The organism is Tunturibacter gelidoferens, assembly GCF_040358255.1.
Lineage (GTDB): Bacteria > Acidobacteriota > Terriglobia > Terriglobales > Acidobacteriaceae > Edaphobacter > Edaphobacter gelidiferens.
In genome coordinates this window covers 4,113,196-4,130,527 of record NZ_CP132938.1, presented here as the reverse complement: position 1 = coordinate 4,130,527, position 17,332 = coordinate 4,113,196, and the positions used below count along the sequence as shown (strand labels likewise).

General features: G+C 58.6%; 17 protein-coding genes. 9 read left to right on the top strand and 8 right to left on the bottom strand.

Features of this window, described 5'->3' with window-relative positions; translation table 11 throughout:
* The first annotated feature begins 118 nt into the window (after positions 1-118).
* The 3 genes from RBB81_RS18000 (at position 119) to RBB81_RS17990 (ending at position 2,421) form a co-directional block, all read left to right on the top strand.
* The gene (locus tag RBB81_RS18000) at positions 119-799 is read left to right on the top strand and encodes a DUF4142 domain-containing protein (RefSeq protein WP_353071587.1); all 681 of its coding nucleotides are present in this window, start codon (positions 119-121) and stop codon (positions 797-799) included.
* Positions 800-921: 122 nt separating this feature from the next.
* Positions 922-1,710 (top strand): TPM domain-containing protein, encoded by a 789-nt coding sequence (locus tag RBB81_RS17995; protein WP_183787922.1) that lies wholly within the window; start codon positions 922-924, stop codon positions 1,708-1,710.
* Between the two features lie 126 nt (positions 1,711-1,836).
* A complete protein-coding gene (locus tag RBB81_RS17990; RefSeq protein WP_179584331.1) occupies positions 1,837-2,421 on the top strand; it encodes a LemA family protein in 585 nt (194 codons plus the stop codon).
* Positions 2,422-2,494: 73 nt separating this feature from the next.
* Here RBB81_RS17990 and RBB81_RS17985 read toward each other — a convergent pair whose 3' ends face one another.
* Positions 2,495-2,842 carry an STAS domain-containing protein gene (locus RBB81_RS17985; protein ID WP_179584329.1) on the bottom strand — a complete coding sequence of 116 codons (348 nt, stop codon included), beginning with the start codon at positions 2,840-2,842 and terminating at the stop codon, positions 2,495-2,497.
* 14 nt (positions 2,843-2,856) lie between these two features.
* Positions 2,857-3,384 carry an ATP-binding protein gene (locus RBB81_RS17980; protein ID WP_306458027.1) on the bottom strand — a complete coding sequence of 176 codons (528 nt, stop codon included), beginning with the start codon at positions 3,382-3,384 and terminating at the stop codon, positions 2,857-2,859.
* 188 nt (positions 3,385-3,572) lie between these two features.
* Between RBB81_RS17980 and RBB81_RS17975 the strand changes: the two genes are divergently transcribed.
* From RBB81_RS17975 to RBB81_RS17955, 5 genes are all read left to right on the top strand, one after another.
* Positions 3,573-4,808, top strand: coding sequence for a magnesium transporter MgtE N-terminal domain-containing protein (locus tag RBB81_RS17975; RefSeq protein ID WP_353071586.1), 1,236 nt, complete (start codon positions 3,573-3,575; stop codon positions 4,806-4,808).
* Between the two features lie 40 nt (positions 4,809-4,848).
* Positions 4,849-5,937 carry a CgeB family protein gene (locus RBB81_RS17970; protein WP_353071585.1) on the top strand — a complete coding sequence of 363 codons (1,089 nt, stop codon included), beginning with the start codon at positions 4,849-4,851 and terminating at the stop codon, positions 5,935-5,937.
* Positions 5,934-7,472 carry a GMC oxidoreductase gene (locus RBB81_RS17965; protein ID WP_353071584.1) on the top strand — a complete coding sequence of 513 codons (1,539 nt, stop codon included), beginning with the start codon at positions 5,934-5,936 and terminating at the stop codon, positions 7,470-7,472. The genes RBB81_RS17970 and RBB81_RS17965 overlap by 4 nt, the downstream gene beginning before the upstream one ends.
* A 29-nt stretch (positions 7,473-7,501) precedes the next feature.
* Positions 7,502-8,497, top strand: coding sequence for an aldo/keto reductase (locus tag RBB81_RS17960; protein WP_353071583.1), 996 nt, complete (start codon positions 7,502-7,504; stop codon positions 8,495-8,497).
* A gap of 132 nt (positions 8,498-8,629) precedes the next feature.
* Positions 8,630-9,880 (top strand): Nramp family divalent metal transporter, encoded by a 1,251-nt coding sequence (locus RBB81_RS17955; protein WP_353071582.1) that lies wholly within the window; start codon positions 8,630-8,632, stop codon positions 9,878-9,880.
* Between the two features lie 306 nt (positions 9,881-10,186).
* On the opposite strand, the gene RBB81_RS17950 is transcribed toward RBB81_RS17955, so the two are convergent.
* The 5 genes from RBB81_RS17950 to RBB81_RS17930 form a co-directional block, all read right to left on the bottom strand.
* On the bottom strand, positions 10,187-10,660 hold the full coding sequence (locus RBB81_RS17950) for a (deoxy)nucleoside triphosphate pyrophosphohydrolase (protein ID WP_353071581.1): 474 nt from the start codon (positions 10,658-10,660) through the stop codon (positions 10,187-10,189).
* A gap of 52 nt (positions 10,661-10,712) precedes the next feature.
* Positions 10,713-11,417: an HAD family hydrolase gene (locus RBB81_RS17945; RefSeq protein WP_348641522.1), complete on the bottom strand. Its 705-nt coding sequence runs from the start codon at positions 11,415-11,417 to the stop codon at positions 10,713-10,715.
* Between the two features lie 206 nt (positions 11,418-11,623).
* A complete protein-coding gene (lolA, locus tag RBB81_RS17940) occupies positions 11,624-12,259 on the bottom strand; it encodes an outer membrane lipoprotein chaperone LolA (RefSeq protein ID WP_353071580.1) in 636 nt (211 codons plus the stop codon).
* On the bottom strand, positions 12,259-12,795 hold the full coding sequence (locus RBB81_RS17935) for a prepilin-type N-terminal cleavage/methylation domain-containing protein (protein ID WP_306458025.1): 537 nt from the start codon (positions 12,793-12,795) through the stop codon (positions 12,259-12,261). The genes lolA and RBB81_RS17935 overlap by 1 nt, the downstream gene beginning before the upstream one ends.
* Positions 12,796-12,852: 57 nt before the next feature.
* Positions 12,853-14,169: a M16 family metallopeptidase gene (locus tag RBB81_RS17930; protein WP_179584318.1), complete on the bottom strand. Its 1,317-nt coding sequence runs from the start codon at positions 14,167-14,169 to the stop codon at positions 12,853-12,855.
* A 318-nt stretch (positions 14,170-14,487) separates the two neighbouring features.
* Here RBB81_RS17930 and rlmN point away from each other — a divergent pair, with 318 nt between their 5' ends.
* The gene (gene rlmN, locus RBB81_RS17925; RefSeq protein WP_353071579.1) at positions 14,488-15,666 is read left to right on the top strand and encodes a 23S rRNA (adenine(2503)-C(2))-methyltransferase RlmN; all 1,179 of its coding nucleotides are present in this window, start codon (positions 14,488-14,490) and stop codon (positions 15,664-15,666) included.
* A 524-nt stretch (positions 15,667-16,190) separates the two neighbouring features.
* On the opposite strand, the gene RBB81_RS17920 is transcribed toward rlmN, so the two are convergent.
* A complete protein-coding gene (locus RBB81_RS17920; protein WP_353071578.1) occupies positions 16,191-17,297 on the bottom strand; it encodes a gluconeogenesis factor YvcK family protein in 1,107 nt (368 codons plus the stop codon).
* Positions 17,298-17,332 lie beyond the last annotated feature (35 nt).

The window sequence follows — 17,332 nt, the reverse complement described above, 5'->3', positions numbered from 1 at the left end:
TGACAGGATACAGCGTCGCCGCGCCCCGAGAGGCAACCATAAATTAGCCCTGTACACCCAACACAAGAATGGCATCTGCGGCACGAGTGAAACAGTCGTCCGCTACTGGAGCAAAATCATGAAACTCAATTCAGCTTGCAACCTGATCTCTCAAACCCTGGTCCTGAGTGCAGCAATCCTCTATCCCGCAATTCTTCTAGCGCAATCCGATCCCATGAGTCCCCCAGCGTCACAGACACAGCCGAATCGAGCGCAGCAAGCGCCTGCCTCTGCTACCGCCATTCAGGATTCCTCCACAAACTCCGGAGACCTCGGCCAGACAATGAAGGACAAGATCTTCCTGCGCAAGGCTGCCCAGGGAGGGATGGCCGAGGTGAAGCTTGGCCAACTTGCGGCCCAGAAGGGAAGCAGCGACGATGTGAAGGCCTTCGGCCAAAAGATGGTCGACGATCACACCAAATTGAACAACGATATGGCCCCGATCGCTGACTCTATGGGCGTCAGGCTGCCAACGAACCTGAACAAGGAAGACCAGGCCGAGTACGACAAACTCAACGGACTCTCAGGCAATGACTTCGATATGGAGTACCTGTCGTTTATGGTGAAGGACCATCACAAGGACCTGCACGAGTTTCGTCAGGAGGCCGCCAGCACAACGGACCCGACCCTTCAGACCGCGGTCAATAACGCGACGAAAGTAATTCATGAGCACAGCATGATGGTCGACAAGCTCGCCCGTGAAAAAGGTGTCCCCATGCCGCCACACGGCGGGAACAAATCAGCTAGTCCCACTTCATAACGGTTGCTTTTCGGTTCAGGTGGTCGAGGGTGCCATGTGCACCCTCTTTTTACGCCAGTAAACTGAATTGTCGTTCCACACTAGTCAACGGTAGAAACAGCAAGGGGGTAGAATGACCATCGATGAACTATCTTTCGCGATGGCTGGCCGTCGTCCTCTTGGTCTTTGCGCCGTCGCTTGTGGTCACAGCGGAGTCAGTGAACACGCTGCCGGCGCCGACCGGCTACGTCAACGACTTTGCCGGCGTCCTTTCCCCCTCGACCAAATCCGGCCTCGAAAACCTCTGCACCCAGGTTGATCGTCAGGCTCATGCTCAAATTGCAGTTGTTACCGTCAAGACCCTCGACGGCGACCAGTCGATCGAAGAATTTGCCACGGCGCTTGAAGATAAATGGAAGGTCGGCGCCAAGGGAACAGATCGTGGCGTTCTGATGCTCTTCGTGATGACCCCGCGACGCGGCCGCATCGAGGTCGGCTACGGTCTCGAGGGCATCCTCAACGACGCCAAGGTCGGAGACATCGGCCGTTCGATGGTTCCCGCGGCCCAGCAGGGGGACTACAACACGGCAATCCCGCTTGGAGTGACGCAGATCGCCCGAATTATTGCGACCGATGCGGGTGTCACCCTGAACCTCGCTCAACCCGTTCATCAGTACCACCGTCAGCAGCAACCCGTTCAACTAAGCCTCACAGAGGTCATTATCGGCGGCGGCGCCATCCTGCTGATCCTCTTCTTTCTAGTCAAGACCGGCAACACGGGCTTGATCTTCTTTCTCCTGGGAAATCTGATGGGAGGCGGAGGGGGCGGTTTTGGCGGTGGCCGGGGACGCGACGACGACCGTGGTGGCGGAGGTTTTGGCGGCTTCGGAGGCGGCAGTTCAGGTGGAGGGGGAGCCAGCGGAGACTTTTGAGGACGCAAATGTAAACCAGGTAGCCGTAAAGAAAGGTAAAAGAAGCCGGTTCCAATGGTAAAGTACAGCCGAAGACGCCATCTGTCGATAGCATCGAAATTTCAGACGAAGGGAAATTGAGGAAACATGAAATCTTTATGGGTTGTGCTTGGTGTTGTAGCTCTTCTCATCGTCGTTCTGCTCTTTGTAGGAGGCAGCTACATCGGCGCGAAAAACACGCTGGTGCAGAAGAATGAGGCAATCAATCAGGCGTTCTCACAGGTCAACGTCGTACAGCAGCGCCGCCTTGACCTGATTCCAAATCTCGTTGCGTCGGTGAAGGGATATGTCGCCGAAGAATCAACGATTTTGACCAACATCGCCAACGCACGCGCCGGTGTTCTCGCCGCGGGCAGCGATCACGCCAGCAATATCAATGCCAACGCCAAGCTCGACGTGGCCTTGGGTCCGTTCTTCCGGCTCCAGGAGCAGTACCCCAACCTGAAGGGCAACGAGCAGTTCACACGTCTCACCGATCAGCTGGAGGGAACAGAAAATCGAATCTCCGTCGAACGTCAGCGATACAACAAGACGCTTGAGGATTACAATGTTTACGTTCGACAATTTCCTCAAAGTATCTGGGCCAATATCGCGGGCTTTCATTATCGCGACGAGTACTTCAAAGGCAACCCAGAGAACAGTGTGGCGCCGAAGGTCGACTTCTCGAAGTAGACGAAGCGAACTGACCTGGCCCAACAAAAAAGCCGTCGCATATCGCGGCGGCTTTTTAGTGCGGCAGAGCTGATTACTTGCTGAAGGAAGAGATTGCGGTTGCCTCATCATCCTTGACGTCGAAGACGGTGTACAGCTTGGTGATCTGCAGCAGGTCGTGTACTTTCTTCGTCAGGTTCAGTAGCTTCAGCTCGCCGCCGCTGTTCTTGACGGTGGTAAAGGCGCTTACCAACTCGCCGATACCCGAGCTGTCGATGTAGCTGATGTCGCCGAGGTTGAGCAGAATCTTATTGGAACCCTTCGCCAGAACATCGCGCACGGCGTCGCGGATCGTCACACTGCCTTCGCCAAGGGTGATACGGCCGCTGAGATCCAGAATGGTGATGCCATCTACCTGGCGAGTTTTTACTTTCATGCTCATGTCTAGTGTTCTCCTTAAGTCCCCGACTGCGCGGGTGGTCGGTGCTTGATAAGTGTCAGTTCCGTGCCCGGATGTAACTGGCGAAAGTTTACCTCATCCATGAAAGCCTTGATGAGAAAGATACCGCGGCCTGAGCCGCGGAGGATATTTTCCGGGGCTAGCGGATCCGGAATCTTGTCCGGATCAAGTCCGGGGCCTTGGTCCGAGATACGGATAATCAGTGAGTCTGAAGTCGTTTCAAAAGACGCGACCACATGCTTGCTGGTATCGTACGAGTTGCCATGCAGCACCGCGTTTACTGCTGCTTCGCGCACCGCCATGGCGATATGGGGAACCGTATCTTCGTCGAAGCCAGCCCGTTGCGCACACTGCTCAGCGGTCTGCTCAATCTTGTTAACGCTGTCCAGAGACGAGTCCAGGGTGAAGCTGACACGGCTTGTCGTTGAATCGGCCAAAGCAGTCCTTGCAGTGCTGGTATGCCAGTCGTCAACGTCAGACAACAGCGATGATGGCAGTTTGCTTGTGGAATTCTTGAATGTCAAGGTTCCCCCGAATCTTCTGTGTAATTTCAGACTCTTTTTCGGCCTCCGGGGTTGACTAGGCCGACTCTTTCCGACAAACTATCGACCGCAAGGTGGGCTAACATGCGATTACAGGGTATGTTTGAGAACGCATCCAGTGATTTGTTATGACCAAACATGCTAACCAAAGGACGAGCGTTTCAGCCCTCATGGGATCGGCCATTGCGGACGCCCAGGGGGGCACCTTTGGCCATATCCGCGAGTTCGCCGTGGCCCCCTCTGTCGATGCCGCCCACGTTCACGGCATCGTCCTGAAACTAGCCTCGTCGAGACGCCGCGACAAGCCCTCGCTGGTCCTGATCTCTCAACTCGAACTCAGTCCCGACGGTGCTATGCAGCTCCGCAAGTCCGTGCAACCCACTCCACTGCCTGAGGATGAGAGCTTTCTTCTGCTCGAACGCGACCTGCTGGATCAGCAGATTATCGATGTACACGGCCACAAGGTCGTCCGCGTCAACGACGTTGATCTGGTGTGGGAGAACTGCCAGGAAGACACTCCCGATCTCTCTCTGCGCATTGCGGAGGTCGAAGTCGGTATGCGCGGAGCCGTCCGCCGCCTGCTGAAAGGCCTCCCATCTACCTCGGTGGACCGTATCGCCTCCCGCTTCGGTGCGAGCGTCATACCGTGGGACTTCGTCGACCTCATCGATCGCGATCCCGCCCGCCGCGTCCGTCTAAAGATCGAGCAGGATCGCCTCTCGAAGATGCATCCTTCTGACATTGCGGACATCCTCGAAGAGCTGGCCCCCGCCGAACGCCACGCTCTCTTTGTCTCGCTCGACGAGGAGGTCGCGGCTGAGGCCCTCGAGGAGGTCAAGCCAAAGATGCAGCAGTCGCTGATCGAGTCGCTCGACTCTGAGCAGATCGCAGGCATCGTCGAAGAGATGGACCCCGGAGCCGCAGCCGACCTGCTATCAGAGCTCACCGACGAGCGTTCCGAAGCCATTCTCGGCGAGATGGACCCCCAGGAGCGGCAGGAGGTCGAAGACTTACTCGAGTTCGCCGGCGACTCTGCCGCGGGCCGAATGACGACCGAGTACATCGCCCTGACGTCGACAGCTCTCGTCGATCAGGCGATTGCAGCTTTGCGCGACTTCGAAGGAGATATCGACATGATCACCGATATCTACCTGCTCGACGAAGAGGAGAAAATCACCGCGCTAGTTCCGCTGGTCCAGCTCCTGCTTGCGGCGGCCGGCACTCCCCTGACCGAACTGCCCCACAGCCATCTCGTCACCTGTAACGTAGATGCCAACGGCCGCAAAGTCGCCGAGCTCTTCGACAAATACAACCTGCGATCACTTCCGGTCATAGATAAGGACAAGCATCTGGCCGGTGTCATACACGCCGAACAGGTGATTGCTCTCCTAAGGGCGAATCACTAGAACCGACAGCAGGCAAAATCTAAAGGAAACGCAGCGCCGCATGAAGATTCTGTACGCTACCGGCCTCTCACCAAACGATACCTCTCTCTATCGCCTCTGGGCTCTTGAACGCCTCGGCCATCAGGTCATCCCGTTCAATGTCTTCGACTACGAATCCAATAACCCGATCCTTCGCAAAGTAAATCAGCGCCTCGTCATCGGACCTTCCGTTGCCCGACTGAACCGAGAGCTGATAGAGATCGCTCAAGCGGAAAAACCGGATCTTCTTTGGACCGACAAGCTCCTCTACATCCGTCCTGCAACACTCGACCGAATGCGCGCCATGGACATCGTGACTGTCAGCTACATGATCGACAACCCCTTCGGAACCCGCCAGGATCCAGGCTGGCGCATCTACATGAAAGACATTCCCCACTACGACCTCCATGTAGTCCAGCGCGACAAGAACATTCTCGATTACAAATTGCGAGGCGCGCGCGATGTAATCAAGATTCAGACCGCCTACGAACCTACACTCCAATTTCCCCCGCCACAGGGCTGGTCGGACGCCGATAGGAACCGCGAGGTCTCCTTTATCGGCACCCCATACGACGACCGCGCACAAACCCTCACGCGCCTATGGCGCGAATGCGGTTTTCCGGTCGTAATCTCCGGCAACCCCCGGCAGTGGGGACGAGCAATGGAGCCCAGCGCCTATAAAGCCCTCTTCAACGGCGGCGAACTCTTTCGCGACGAGTACCGCGAAGGCATATGGAAATCCAAAATCAACCTCAGCTTCATCACTCACTCCAACTGCGACGAGTTCGTCCACAAAAGCTTCGAGATCGCTGGCTGCGGAGGCTTCCTGCTCGCCGAGCGTTCGGACGGTCACATGCAGCGATTCAAGGAGGACGAAGAAGCCGTCTTCTTCACCGGCTTCGAAGAGTTAGCCGCAAAGATACGCCGGTACCTCCCTGACGAGGCTGCCCGTCAACGCATCGCCGCAGCCGGCTGCATTCGAGCCGCACGCGACGGCTACTACAACGACCGGCAGGTCGAGCTCATCGTAGAACGCGCACAATCGATCCTTGAAAAGATCAAAGGAAAAATCAAGCCTTCTGCCAAAACAGCGCACGCGGGCAGTCGGTGATCTTCGATCTTCTTCACGAGTCGCCCACCGTTCTCGCTGCGGACCTCTGCATCGTCGGCGCCGGAGCCGCTGGCATCACACTCGCCGTAGAGTCAGCCCGCAAGGGCAAGACAGTTCTCCTCCTCGAAGGCGGCGGCGCAACCCGCGAAGACTCCTCCCAGTCCCTCTACGACAGCGAGATCGCCGGGCTCCCGCACCGCGGCATCCACACCGGACGCATCCGAGTGAAAGGGGGAACCACAGTCCGTTGGGGAGGTCAGATCCTCGAACTCGACGCTCTCGACTTCACGCCCCGCCCCGGCGTCCCCGAAAGCGGCTGGCCCTTCCCAAAGTCCACGTTGACCTCCTTCTACGAGCGCGCCCTCGCCCTCGAGGGACTAGCCAAAGTCGAACGCAGCGACGCGGAAGTCTGGAAAGATCTAAACCTTCCCTTCACACAGTTTGAAGATCTCGAAGCCTACCTCTCGCGCTGGTGTCCTGAGCCCAACTTCGCCCGCCTCCATCACAAGACTCTCAACGAACACCCGAACATCCACCTCTGGCTTCACGCCAGCGCCGTCGAGTTGTTGACGGAGGGCGCAGCCGCCACCGGCCTCCGCGCGAGCACCCTCACCGGCATTGAAGCCGTCTTCCGCGCCCCGCATTTCATCTTTGCGCTCGGCGGTATCGAAAGCTCCCGCTTCTTCCTTCAACCTCGCCCCGGCGGCCTGCCCTGGAACCGCTCCGGTCTCCTGGGCCAACACTTTCAGGATCACATCGACTGCAACGCCGCCGCCATCGAGCCGCTCGACCCGAAGCGCTTCCACGACACCTTCGATCCCATCTTCGCCCGCGGCTTCAAGTACCTCCCCAAGCTGCGCCTCGTCCCGCAGGCACAGGCCGCCCACGGCACTCTCAACATCGGCTCCACCATGTCGTTCGAAGACACCGGCAAAGCCCGCGGCCAGGCGAAATCAACCATCCGCAACCTCATGCGCGGACGCTTCGGCGAAGTCACTCGCGACAACCTCCGCCACACCGCAAACCATCTCCCCATGCTCGTCCACCAGGGCTGGCGCTACAAAGTTCAACGCCGCGCCTACAGCCCTCCAGATGTCCGCATCTTCCTTCGCGTCCATTGCGAGCAGGAGCCAAGCTCCCACAGCAGCATCGCCCTCACCGATCAGCGCGACCCCCTCGGCCTCTTTCGAATTCGCTTCGACTGGCAGATCTCCGAAAGGGAACTCGACACCATCCGGCAGTACGTCCTCATCGCCCAGCGCGCCCTCGCCGACGTTGCCCGCATCATCCCCAACGAAGACCTGATGTCCGGCAGCCCCGACTTCCTCGCCCGTTGCGACGACAGCAACCACCACATGGGCGGCATGCGCATGTCCCCCTCGGACGCCACCGGCATCGTCGACACCGACCTCCGCCTCTATGGACTCTCCAACACATACATCTGCAGCTCAGCCGTCTTCCCCAGCTCAGGCTTCTCCAACCCCACCCACACTGTCCTCTCGCTGGCCCTGCGGCTGAGCGATCATCTCAGCTAAGCTCTTCAGCAAACAACAAACGGAGAACAATGGAGCAGATCGCACTCGGAGATACCGGTCGCACCACCACCCGTCTCGGCTTCGGCTGTTCCAGCTTGATGGGCGCGATGGGACGCCGCGCCTCCCTCGCCATCCTGGAATCGGCCTATGACGCGGGCATTCGCCACTTCGACGTCGCACCCATGTACGGTTATGGAGAGGCCGAAGGCTGCCTCGGCGAGTTCCTCCAACGCCATCGCCCCCAGGTCACCGTCACCACTAAATATGGAATCCCGCCAGCAAAAAATTCTTCGCTAATATCGGTTGCCCGCCGCGTAGTCGGCCCTCTCACCAAAACCCTTCCCAGCCTGAAGCACCGTCTCGCTCTAGCCGCGAACGCCGCGACACGCACGAACGAGAAGACCACCTTCACGCCGCAGCAAGCCAAAACTTCGCTCGAACACAGCCTGGTCGCCCTGCGAACGGACCACATCGATCTCTGGCTGCTTCACGAGATCTCAGCAGCCGATCTCCACGACGACGCCCTCCTCAGTCTCCTCGAGCAGGAGGTGCAAAGAGGAACAATCGGCACTTTCGGAATAGGAAGTAGTGTCGACAAAATCCCGTCGCTCCTAACCGAACATCCCGCTTACTGCCGCACCCTGCAGTACGAGTGGTCTGTTCTCGACCCTGAAATAGAGACCGCTCCGACCTCGCCCTTCCGCATTCATCATCGCGCTCTGACTGAGAACTTCCGTTCGCTTCATCGCGCTCTGTCCGAAGACAAACAGCTCTGCCATCGTTGGTCTGCATCAACGAACGCAGACCTCAATAACCCTCAGGATCTCGCCCATCTCATGCTCAAGGCCGCGCTTGTCATGAACCCCAAGAGCGTCATCCTCTTCTCCTCAAAAAACCCGCGCCACATTCAGCTCAACGTGAAAACGGCAGAAGATAGATCCCTTGAAGCCCCTGCAAGAGAGTTCCACCGCCTGGTGCAAACCGAACGAAACCAGCTATCGCTGGCACAAGCAGGTGCAAGCTAGATACCAGGTTCAAAAGGATCGCCCACTCCCTCAACGCCGGGCATCAAGATGAGTTAGCCTGATAGGGGCGATCCCACAGGTCTCCAACCAACAAAACTTCCCGCGACACTCGTCCGCACGCAAGGATAAGCAATGAGCCCCTGGCGCACCTGGAGAACCCGACTCATTCTCATCTTTGCCGTGCTCGGCCCCGGCTTCATCACGGCCAACGTGGACAACGACGCCGGCGGCATCCTCACCTACTCCGCAGCAGGCGCGCAGTTCGGCTACACGCTCCTCTGGACGATGATCCCCATCACCCTCGCCCTCATCGTCGTGCAGGAGATGTGCGCCCGCATGGGCGTCGTCACCGGCAAAGGCCTCAGCGACCTCATCCGCGAAGAGTTCGGCCTCCGCATCACCTTCGTCATCATGATCCTGCTCATCGTGGTGAACTTCACCAACGTCATCACCGAGTTCTCCGGCATCGCCGGCAGCATGCAGCTCTTCCACATCTCCAAGTACGCGAGCGTCCCCGTCTGCGCCTTCATCGTCTGGATACTAGTCGTCAAAGGCGACTACAAGAGCGTCGAAAAGATCTTCCTCATCGCCAGCGTCTTCTACATCGCCTACATCATCACCGGAGTACTCAGCGGTCCGGACTGGCACCTTGCCCTCGTCGAAACCGTCAAGCTGCCCCCCCGCAACGTCTGGTCAGACAAAGACTACGTCTACACCACCGTCGCCGTCATCGGCACCACCATCACCCCCTGGATGCAGTTCTACCTGCAGTCCTCCATCGTCGAAAAAGGGGTAAGCGTCCGCAAGTACAAAGCGTCACGGCTGGACGTCATCGTAGGCTCCATCTTCACCGACATCGTCGCCTGGTTCATCGTCGTCGCCTGCGCCGCAACCCTCTACACTCACGGCATCCGCCACATCGCCGACCCCTCAGACGCCGCCGGAGCCATGAAGCCTCTAGCAGGTCAGTACGCGTTCATTCTCTTCGCGGCCGGCCTCTTCAACGCGTCCCTCTTCGCCGCCTCCATCCTGCCCCTCTCGACCGCCTACACCGTCTGCGAAGGCCTCGGCTTCGAGAGCGGTCTGGACAAGAGCTTCAGCGAAGCGAAGTTCTTCTACTGGCTCTACAGCGTGCTGCTCTTTGCCGGCGCTGCCATCGTCCTGATCCCGAACTTTCCACTGGTCAAATTCAGCATCCTCTCTCAGGTGCTCAACGGCGTTCTCCTACCCCTGGTTCTCGTCTTCATGCTGAATCTGATCAACAAGCACGACCTCATGGGCAAATACACCAACAAGCGATGGTTCAACGTCATCGCTTGGACGACGGTCATCATCGTCACATCGCTCTCGCTCATCCTGGTCTGGAATACCGTCCACGGCTGAATCGCGGCATTAACCGTTGCTGTCGCTTTTGTCTTACCCGTGCTGTTGCTTTCATCTTAGCTGCGCTGTTGCTTTCGTCTTAGTTGTGCTGTTGCTTGCATCTTTGCACTGCGGCTGCTTTTGTCTTTGCAGTCATCCTGAGCGCAGCGAAGGATCCCGAGACACTACACCCACCCATACCACTCGAACCTTTTCACCCAAAGCCGCTCGAATACTCCTTTGTTGTCATTTCGCACCCTGAGCAAAGTCGAAGGGGAAGAATCTGCTTTCACTCCTCGGTAGCCCCATCCCAACGCGAAGTCCGCGTTACAGCAACTTCCCCTCAGACAGATCCCGAATCAACCCCAGATCAGCAGCCAGAAAATCGTACCCTGGCAGATCCGTCAAAGGCGTCCATCGCATATCGTTGAAGATCCGGTTCTCCAGCGCGCCATCGAACTCCCGCACCACAAAGAACTGAAGATCGATCGCTCCGCCATTGCGGTACTTGTGCCTCACCCGCGCCACCCGCCGGCCAATGATAGCCGTAATTCCCAACTCCTCATTCAGCTCCCGAGCCAGAGCACCCTCCGACGTCTCACCGGCCTCGATCTTCCCCCCGGGAAACTCCCACTTCAGACTCATCGGCTGGTCTGGCTTGCGTTGACAGATCAGAACCTCGACCCCACGTCCGCCTCCGTCCGCATCCCCACGTAAAATCAACGCCGCTACCACCAATCGGAGTGGTTTCTGCACCGCGGCCTCAACGTGCTCCTCGAGTTTGCGAATCGGCTCTCTCACCTGACTACAGATTAGACGACATTCGCGGCACAAAAGCTTCTATACACTTTACTTAGGCCGGTCGAACAGTTGCCGGATAGTAAACCGGCCAGCCTTCCTGCGCACTCCGTTCCACCAAAGCCGCACTCGGATTCACCGGAAACGCCCGCTTCGCAATCGCCAGCATCGCGGCGTCATGGATAGAGTTTCCAAACACAGCGTCCGGCGCGCTCACCCCGGCCCGCGCGAGCGACGCAACCTTGCCCTCATCAGTCGGGACGTCCCGAATCACATCCGTCACCACGCCGTCCTTCACCTGCACACGCGCTGCCAGAACGCGTTCAGCCGGAATCCCAAACCGCTTGACTCCCTCTTCGATGACCCAGTTATTCGTCGAACTCACCGCCCAGATCTCGACACCCTTTGCACGAAGTTCAGCCACCAACTCCTTCATCTCTGAGAAAATATTCGCCTCAATGTGGCTGGCGAAGAAGTTCTTCGCCGCCCGGCGCATCTCGTCTTCGCGCAGGCGCTGGTACATCTGCACCATCTCCCCGCAGATCGCCACCTCAGACACCTCGCCCTTCAGATATCCCCGATATCGCGAGTCGATCCAGTCCGTCATCTCACGCGAGACCAGTCCCGTCTCGATCGTCCACTTCATAAACGAAGATCCGGCATCCCCCGACCACAGGGTCCCATCGCAGTCAAAGACCGCAACCGAAGGGGAGAGCGAAGCAACAGCCGAATGAAACTCCGAGGTACTCAGGCGACTCACTGAAACTACATGGCTCACAATCTATCTCTACTTTTCTGCGCATCTCGCGCGCGCGTTCAACGACTAATTCGACTTGAAGATTGTCATGATTTTACTACCGGTCCGCCGCGAAACTCTCCGCAGGCACCCGTCAAATCTCATCGAGACAGGCCTTCCCCATACCCGCCCTCAAAAATTAATCGAGTATTGATCCTCCGCCGTTGTTGCTAAATCGGCGGCAGCCCCTCCACCACACTCACCCCATCCGGCGGGACAAACCCAAAATCCCCATCTTTCAGGGGCACATTCTCCTGCATTCCTGTAAACGCAAACTCCGTCACCGCCCCATCCACCTCTTCCAGCTTCATGCGCTCTATCGCCCCCGCTGCAGTCACCCAAAGAGACAGCAGCTTCACCCTCTGCGCCATCCCCTTCGGCACACCCGAGATCACAAACCCCGTCCCATCCACCACCACAGTCAGGTTATCCAGCTCCTTTTTCAGCTGCGTATGCCCCAGCAGAAACCGCAGCGGCGACCGCAGATCATCCAACTGTTTCGCGGGCACCCGCGTAGCCTGCGCATCGCCCGGCGTGTAGAACCAAGCAAACTTCCCATCCAGCACAAACACCTTGCCCACCGGCGCAGCATAGCTCCACCGCATCCGCCCCGGCTTCTTCAGCAGCAACGTGCCCTCTTCTGTGCGATTCATCCCCATCCCCGCGTAGCTCTCGGTGTAATGAGCCCGCAGGGAACTGAGATGGTTGTAGTGATCATCCACCTTACGCACCAACGCGTCGTTCTCCTGCGCCACCAGCAGCGGAGCGCAGCAAAACGACGCGATCAGTACAGCCTTCGCCAGCATTACTGGATGGGCTGTGTGCAGTTGGTTCCGCCCGCCGGGTCGTAGCGAATGGTGTTGTTTTCGTCCGTGCAGAAGCCGCGATCACCGGTCTTTCCAATCGAGTTCGGAACCGCCGTAATCTCAAACGAGGTATACATATCCTGGTTGTTCACCGTCACCTTGGTGCAGTTGGTGATCGCAAACGTATACCCGGCCTTCTGTCCGCTCGCCAGATCAGGCGTAATCAGCTGCGCCGACTGCGACGTAGGCGCGCCCGACTTCGGATCCCCACCCAGCGTAGCCAGCGAGCACGAGAAACCATTCGCCGGATAAGCCGAGTTGTACTGCAGCTCCGCCTGCCCAATCGTCCGCAGCGACTGAACCGCCGACGTCTCCTGCGCCTGCTTCCTCAGCTTCAACAGCTGAGGCACTGCAAGCGTCATCAGAATCAGCATCACCGACATCACGATCAGCAGTTCGATCAGCGTAAATCCATCTTCATTCGGTCGTATCTGTAGCCCTGCGCGCAATCGGTCCCGTGCGTTCATCGTCTTCATCAAACCTCGGCAAATTCTGTATCTCGACCACCGAACAAACTCTATCAGGAGAGAGACCTAGCAGGCCAAATCTTCCCGCTCGATCTTCATCGTGCCAAGATTTCCAAGCAGCGTCAACGCCATCGTCTCCGGCTTGAACAACTCCTGCGCCAGCTCCTGCACGTCCGTCGTGGATACCGCTTCAATCTCGTGCATAATCTCATCCACGCCCGTAAATCTGCCAAAGTACATCTGCTGTCGCGCCAGGTTAGCCATCCTGCTGCCCGAGCTCTCCAGCCCAATCACCATATTGCTCTTCAGCTGGTCCTTGGCCCGCTTCAACTCCACCTCGCTGACCGTCTCTTCCTTCAGACGTCGCAACTCCCGCAGGGTAAGCTGCAACACCTCCAGCGTCTTGTCCACCGAGGTCCCCGCATACACGCACAGCGAGCCGGTATCCCGGAACGGATTCATCTCCGAGTAGATCGAGTAAGCCAGCCCCCGGTCCTCGCGAATCGTCTGGAAAAGCCTGGAGCTCATCCCACCGCCCAGCATCGTATTCATCAGGTACACCACATAGCGCCGCGAATCATTCACCGGAGGCGCCGGCATCCCCAAACACAACTGCACCTGCTCCAGCGATTTTTTCCTCTTCAGCGTAATGTGCGGCGTCGCCCTCGGAGCGTCGACCTTCACCGGAACACTATCTCCGCTGGCGGCCAGCGAGCCGAACTCCCTCTCCACCTGCGCCACAAAGGCATCATGCTCCAGATTTCCCGCCGCCGAAAAGACCATATTGCGCGGAGTAAACTGCCCCGCATAAAAGTTCAGCAGCGTCCGCTGATCAAAGCTCGAAACCGTCTTCGCGGTCCCCAGAATCGGCCTTCCCAGCGCATCGCCCTTCCAGAAGTTCTGCGTCCACACCTCATGCACCAGATAGTCGGGGTTATCCTCGTCCATCTTGATCTCTTCCAGAATCACGCCCTTCTCGCGCTCCACATCCTCGGGAGCAAAGGTCGGGTGCAGCACCAGGTCCGACAACACATCCAGCGCCGGCGGCACATTCTCATCCAGCACCTTGATGTTGAAGCAGACCGTCTCCTTCCCGGTGAACGCGTCGAGATTGCCTCCGATCGTGTCTACCTCCCGGGCAATCTGCTGCGCCGACCGCGAGGTCGTGCCCTTGAAAACCATATGCTCGACGAAGTGCGAGACCCCGTTCACCCCAGCCGTCTCGTCCCGCGAACCAGAGCCCACCCAGGCCCCCATCGAGACGCTCCGCACATGCGGCATGCTCTCGGTCAGCACCAACAAACCATTCGACAACACAGTTTTTCTGATATTGCGAGAGGCGTTCTTCGTAATTGCGGCTTCATCTACTAACGTTAAAGACATGAGACTCCTTCAGACTCCATTGTTTCACAGCGCGGTCCGCGCCATCCGTAGCACCCAGGGGAGTAGACTTATATAGATGCTCCGGCCCGACTCTACGCTTCTAGACACCTAAAGCCTTTGTTATCAATCTAAGCGGAGCGCCGGACTAGGAGCGAACAGTTTTGCCGTCATCCTGAGCGTAGCGAAGGATCCCGACGAACTCGATCCTGCCCTGAGCGTAGCGAAGGATCCCGACGAACTCGATCCTGCCCAAACCGCTCGTCCCTTTCAGCCCAGATCTATGTGTCGGAACTATCTAAGATATCCAAATATTTACAAATGAATGATATAGAGCATTTTAATAATCCAAAAGTTGAAGAAAAACCGCTCTTCGGCGCCTCGCTTCAGGAGCTGACCGGTCTGATGGAGAAATTCGCCCAGCCAGCTTACCGAGCCCGCCAGCTTTACGACGCCCTGTACATCCAGCGCATCCCCTCACTCGACCAGATCACCACTCTTCCGGCCACCCTCCGCACCGCCCTCGGCTCCTCTGGCTATACCGTAGGCCTGCCCGAGCTCGTCCAGACCGCCCTCTCCATCGACGGCACCGAGCGCTACCTCGTACGCATGGCCGACGGCGAAACCGTCGAAACCGTCTGGATGCCAGGAGGCGACGGAGGCGAGCGCGGCGACGGAACCCAGGCAGCCGAGGAAGAGGAGCACCCAGCCCACGATGACGACGATTACAAGCGCGCCACCATCTGCATCTCCAGCCAGGTAGGCTGCGCCGTCAACTGCCAGTTCTGCCTCACCGCCAAGCTCGGCATCCGCCGCAACCTCACCCCTGGAGAGATAGCCGGACAGGTAGCCGCCGTCCTCAACCGCCACAGCGTCGAAGTCGGCCGCGACCGCATCAACCTGGTCTTCATGGGCATGGGCGAGCCATTCCTGAACTACACTGGCTTCATGGACGCCGTCCGCCTCCTCACCGGCCCCATGAGCATCCCCGAGTCCCGCATGACCGTCAGCACCTCCGGCATCCTCCCCGGCATAGAACAGTTCGCCAGCGAGAACATCCGTCCCAAGCTCGCCGTCAGCCTCAACGCCTCCAACGACGTCGTCCGCGAGTCCATCATGCCCATCACCCGCAAATGGAACATCGCCGCGCTCCTCGAAGCCATCTCCGCCGTCCCCCTGCGCCCACGCGAGCGTGTCACCTTCGAGTACGTCCTCCTCGGGGGCATCAACGACCAGCGCGAACACGCCGACGAGCTGATCGCCCTGTTGAAGAATCTCCGCGCCAAGATCAACCTGATCGTCTGGAACTCCGGCCCCGACATGCCCTTCCACGAACCCACCCCGCAAGACGTAGGCATCTTCCAGAAGCGGCTCCGCGAAGCAGGCATCCCAGCCTTCATCCGCAAGCCCCGCGGCCGCGACATCTACGCCGCCTGCGGCCAGCTCAAACGCACCCTCGAGCAGCCACCTCCCGCCCTCGTCGAGATCGCCACCCTCTAACTGCTCCCAACTCTCGCTCTTCCTCCACCGCAAAAAAGATCGTCATCTCGACCGAAGCTGTTCACAGTCTCATCGTGAACAGCGCAGTGGAGAGACCCCCGTATTTCGTCCCTGCCGGACGGGCCCACTGCGCGTGGGGCGGTCACTTCGTGACGTGTATACCGCTTCGCCCGGCGCTCCCGATGGTCGCGAATGACGTTCCTTCCGACCAACGGGAGGACCACGCGAAGCTTTGAAAAGGCGTGCGAACGCCCGCCCCACGCGCAGTGGGCCCGTCCGGCAGGACAGAATCTTTTAAGAAGCTGTCAACCCCCAAAACACCAAAACTGCTTACCAGCCAATCACATACGCATGGCACATGAGTTTCCCTCCACCAGCTATACTGGATACAGAAGAAAAGATGCCCCGGCCAAAAGCCGGGGCATTGCATTTCAACCCTAAGTCAGCCCTAAGCAAGGATAGGTCCAGACCTAAACCATTATCTTCGAAGACTTTGCACACACTAAGTACGGGGAGGGGGGTACCTACCCCACACCCGAAACCGCCACCGGACGCTCCATCCCCAGCTCCAGCAGCCGCTCCGCCAAAAGGTCATAGTCATGCCGCAACACATCGCCCTCATGGACAAAGTTGCCCATCACCGGCTCCACCCCCAGCGCCCGAACGCGCTCCAGGTCCGCCACGATCGGCTGCTGCCCCTCACGCGCATACTGCTCCAGCCGCGCCGCCGAGATATCCCCCGTATTGATCAGCGCATAGTCGAAGATTGGAACCTTGACCCCACCCGCATGCTGCATGATCTTCTCGATATGCTGAGAGGCTGTCAGCCCCAGCGACTCGTTGGCCTGCGTCATCAGGTTGCACACAAACACCTTGGTAGCCCGCGACGCCGCCAGCGCCTCCGGGATGCCGCGAACCAGCATGTTTGTGATCAGCGAAGTGTAAAGCGATCCCGGCCCCAGAGTGATCAGGTCAGCATTTGCTATAGCCTCCAGCGTCTGCGGCAGAGGATCGGCAGTCTCCGGCTCCAGCCGCAGCTCCACGATGCTGCGCTTACTGGCCGTAATATTGGTCTCCCCCCGCACCAGCGAGCCATCGTCCATATCCGCCGCCAATGTCACGTTCGTATTCGTAGCAGGGAAGATCTTCCCCCGCGCGGCGAGAATCTGCGAGGACATCTGCACCGCCTGGGCAAAGTCTCCCGTGATGTGCGAGAGCGCGGCCACAAAGAGGTTGCCGAAGCTATGCCCCTCCAGCTCGCCATGCTCGAAACGATACTGAAACAGCTTCGACAGCAGGTGCTCATCCTCCGAGAGCGCGACCATGCAGTTCCGGATGTCCCCCGGCGGAAGCATCTTGAAGTCCTCGCGCAGACGCCCGGACGAGCCGCCATCGTCGGTCACCGTAACCACCGCCGAGAGCTCCCGAATGATGCAGTGCGCCTCAGGGCAGGGTGGCGTAGGAGCCCGCTCGACCCGCGCAGACTCTCCCAGCCGAATCCCTCTTCTCCGGTCCGGAGTCACCACGTACCGCTTCAGCCCCCGCAGCAGCGTCGACAACCCCGTGCCGCCGCCAATGGCAACCACCCGAAGGTCTTTTTCTTTCGATTCGGTCAGCTTCCGCAACGACATGCGCAGGTTCTCCTACACCAGCCTAAACGAAGCGC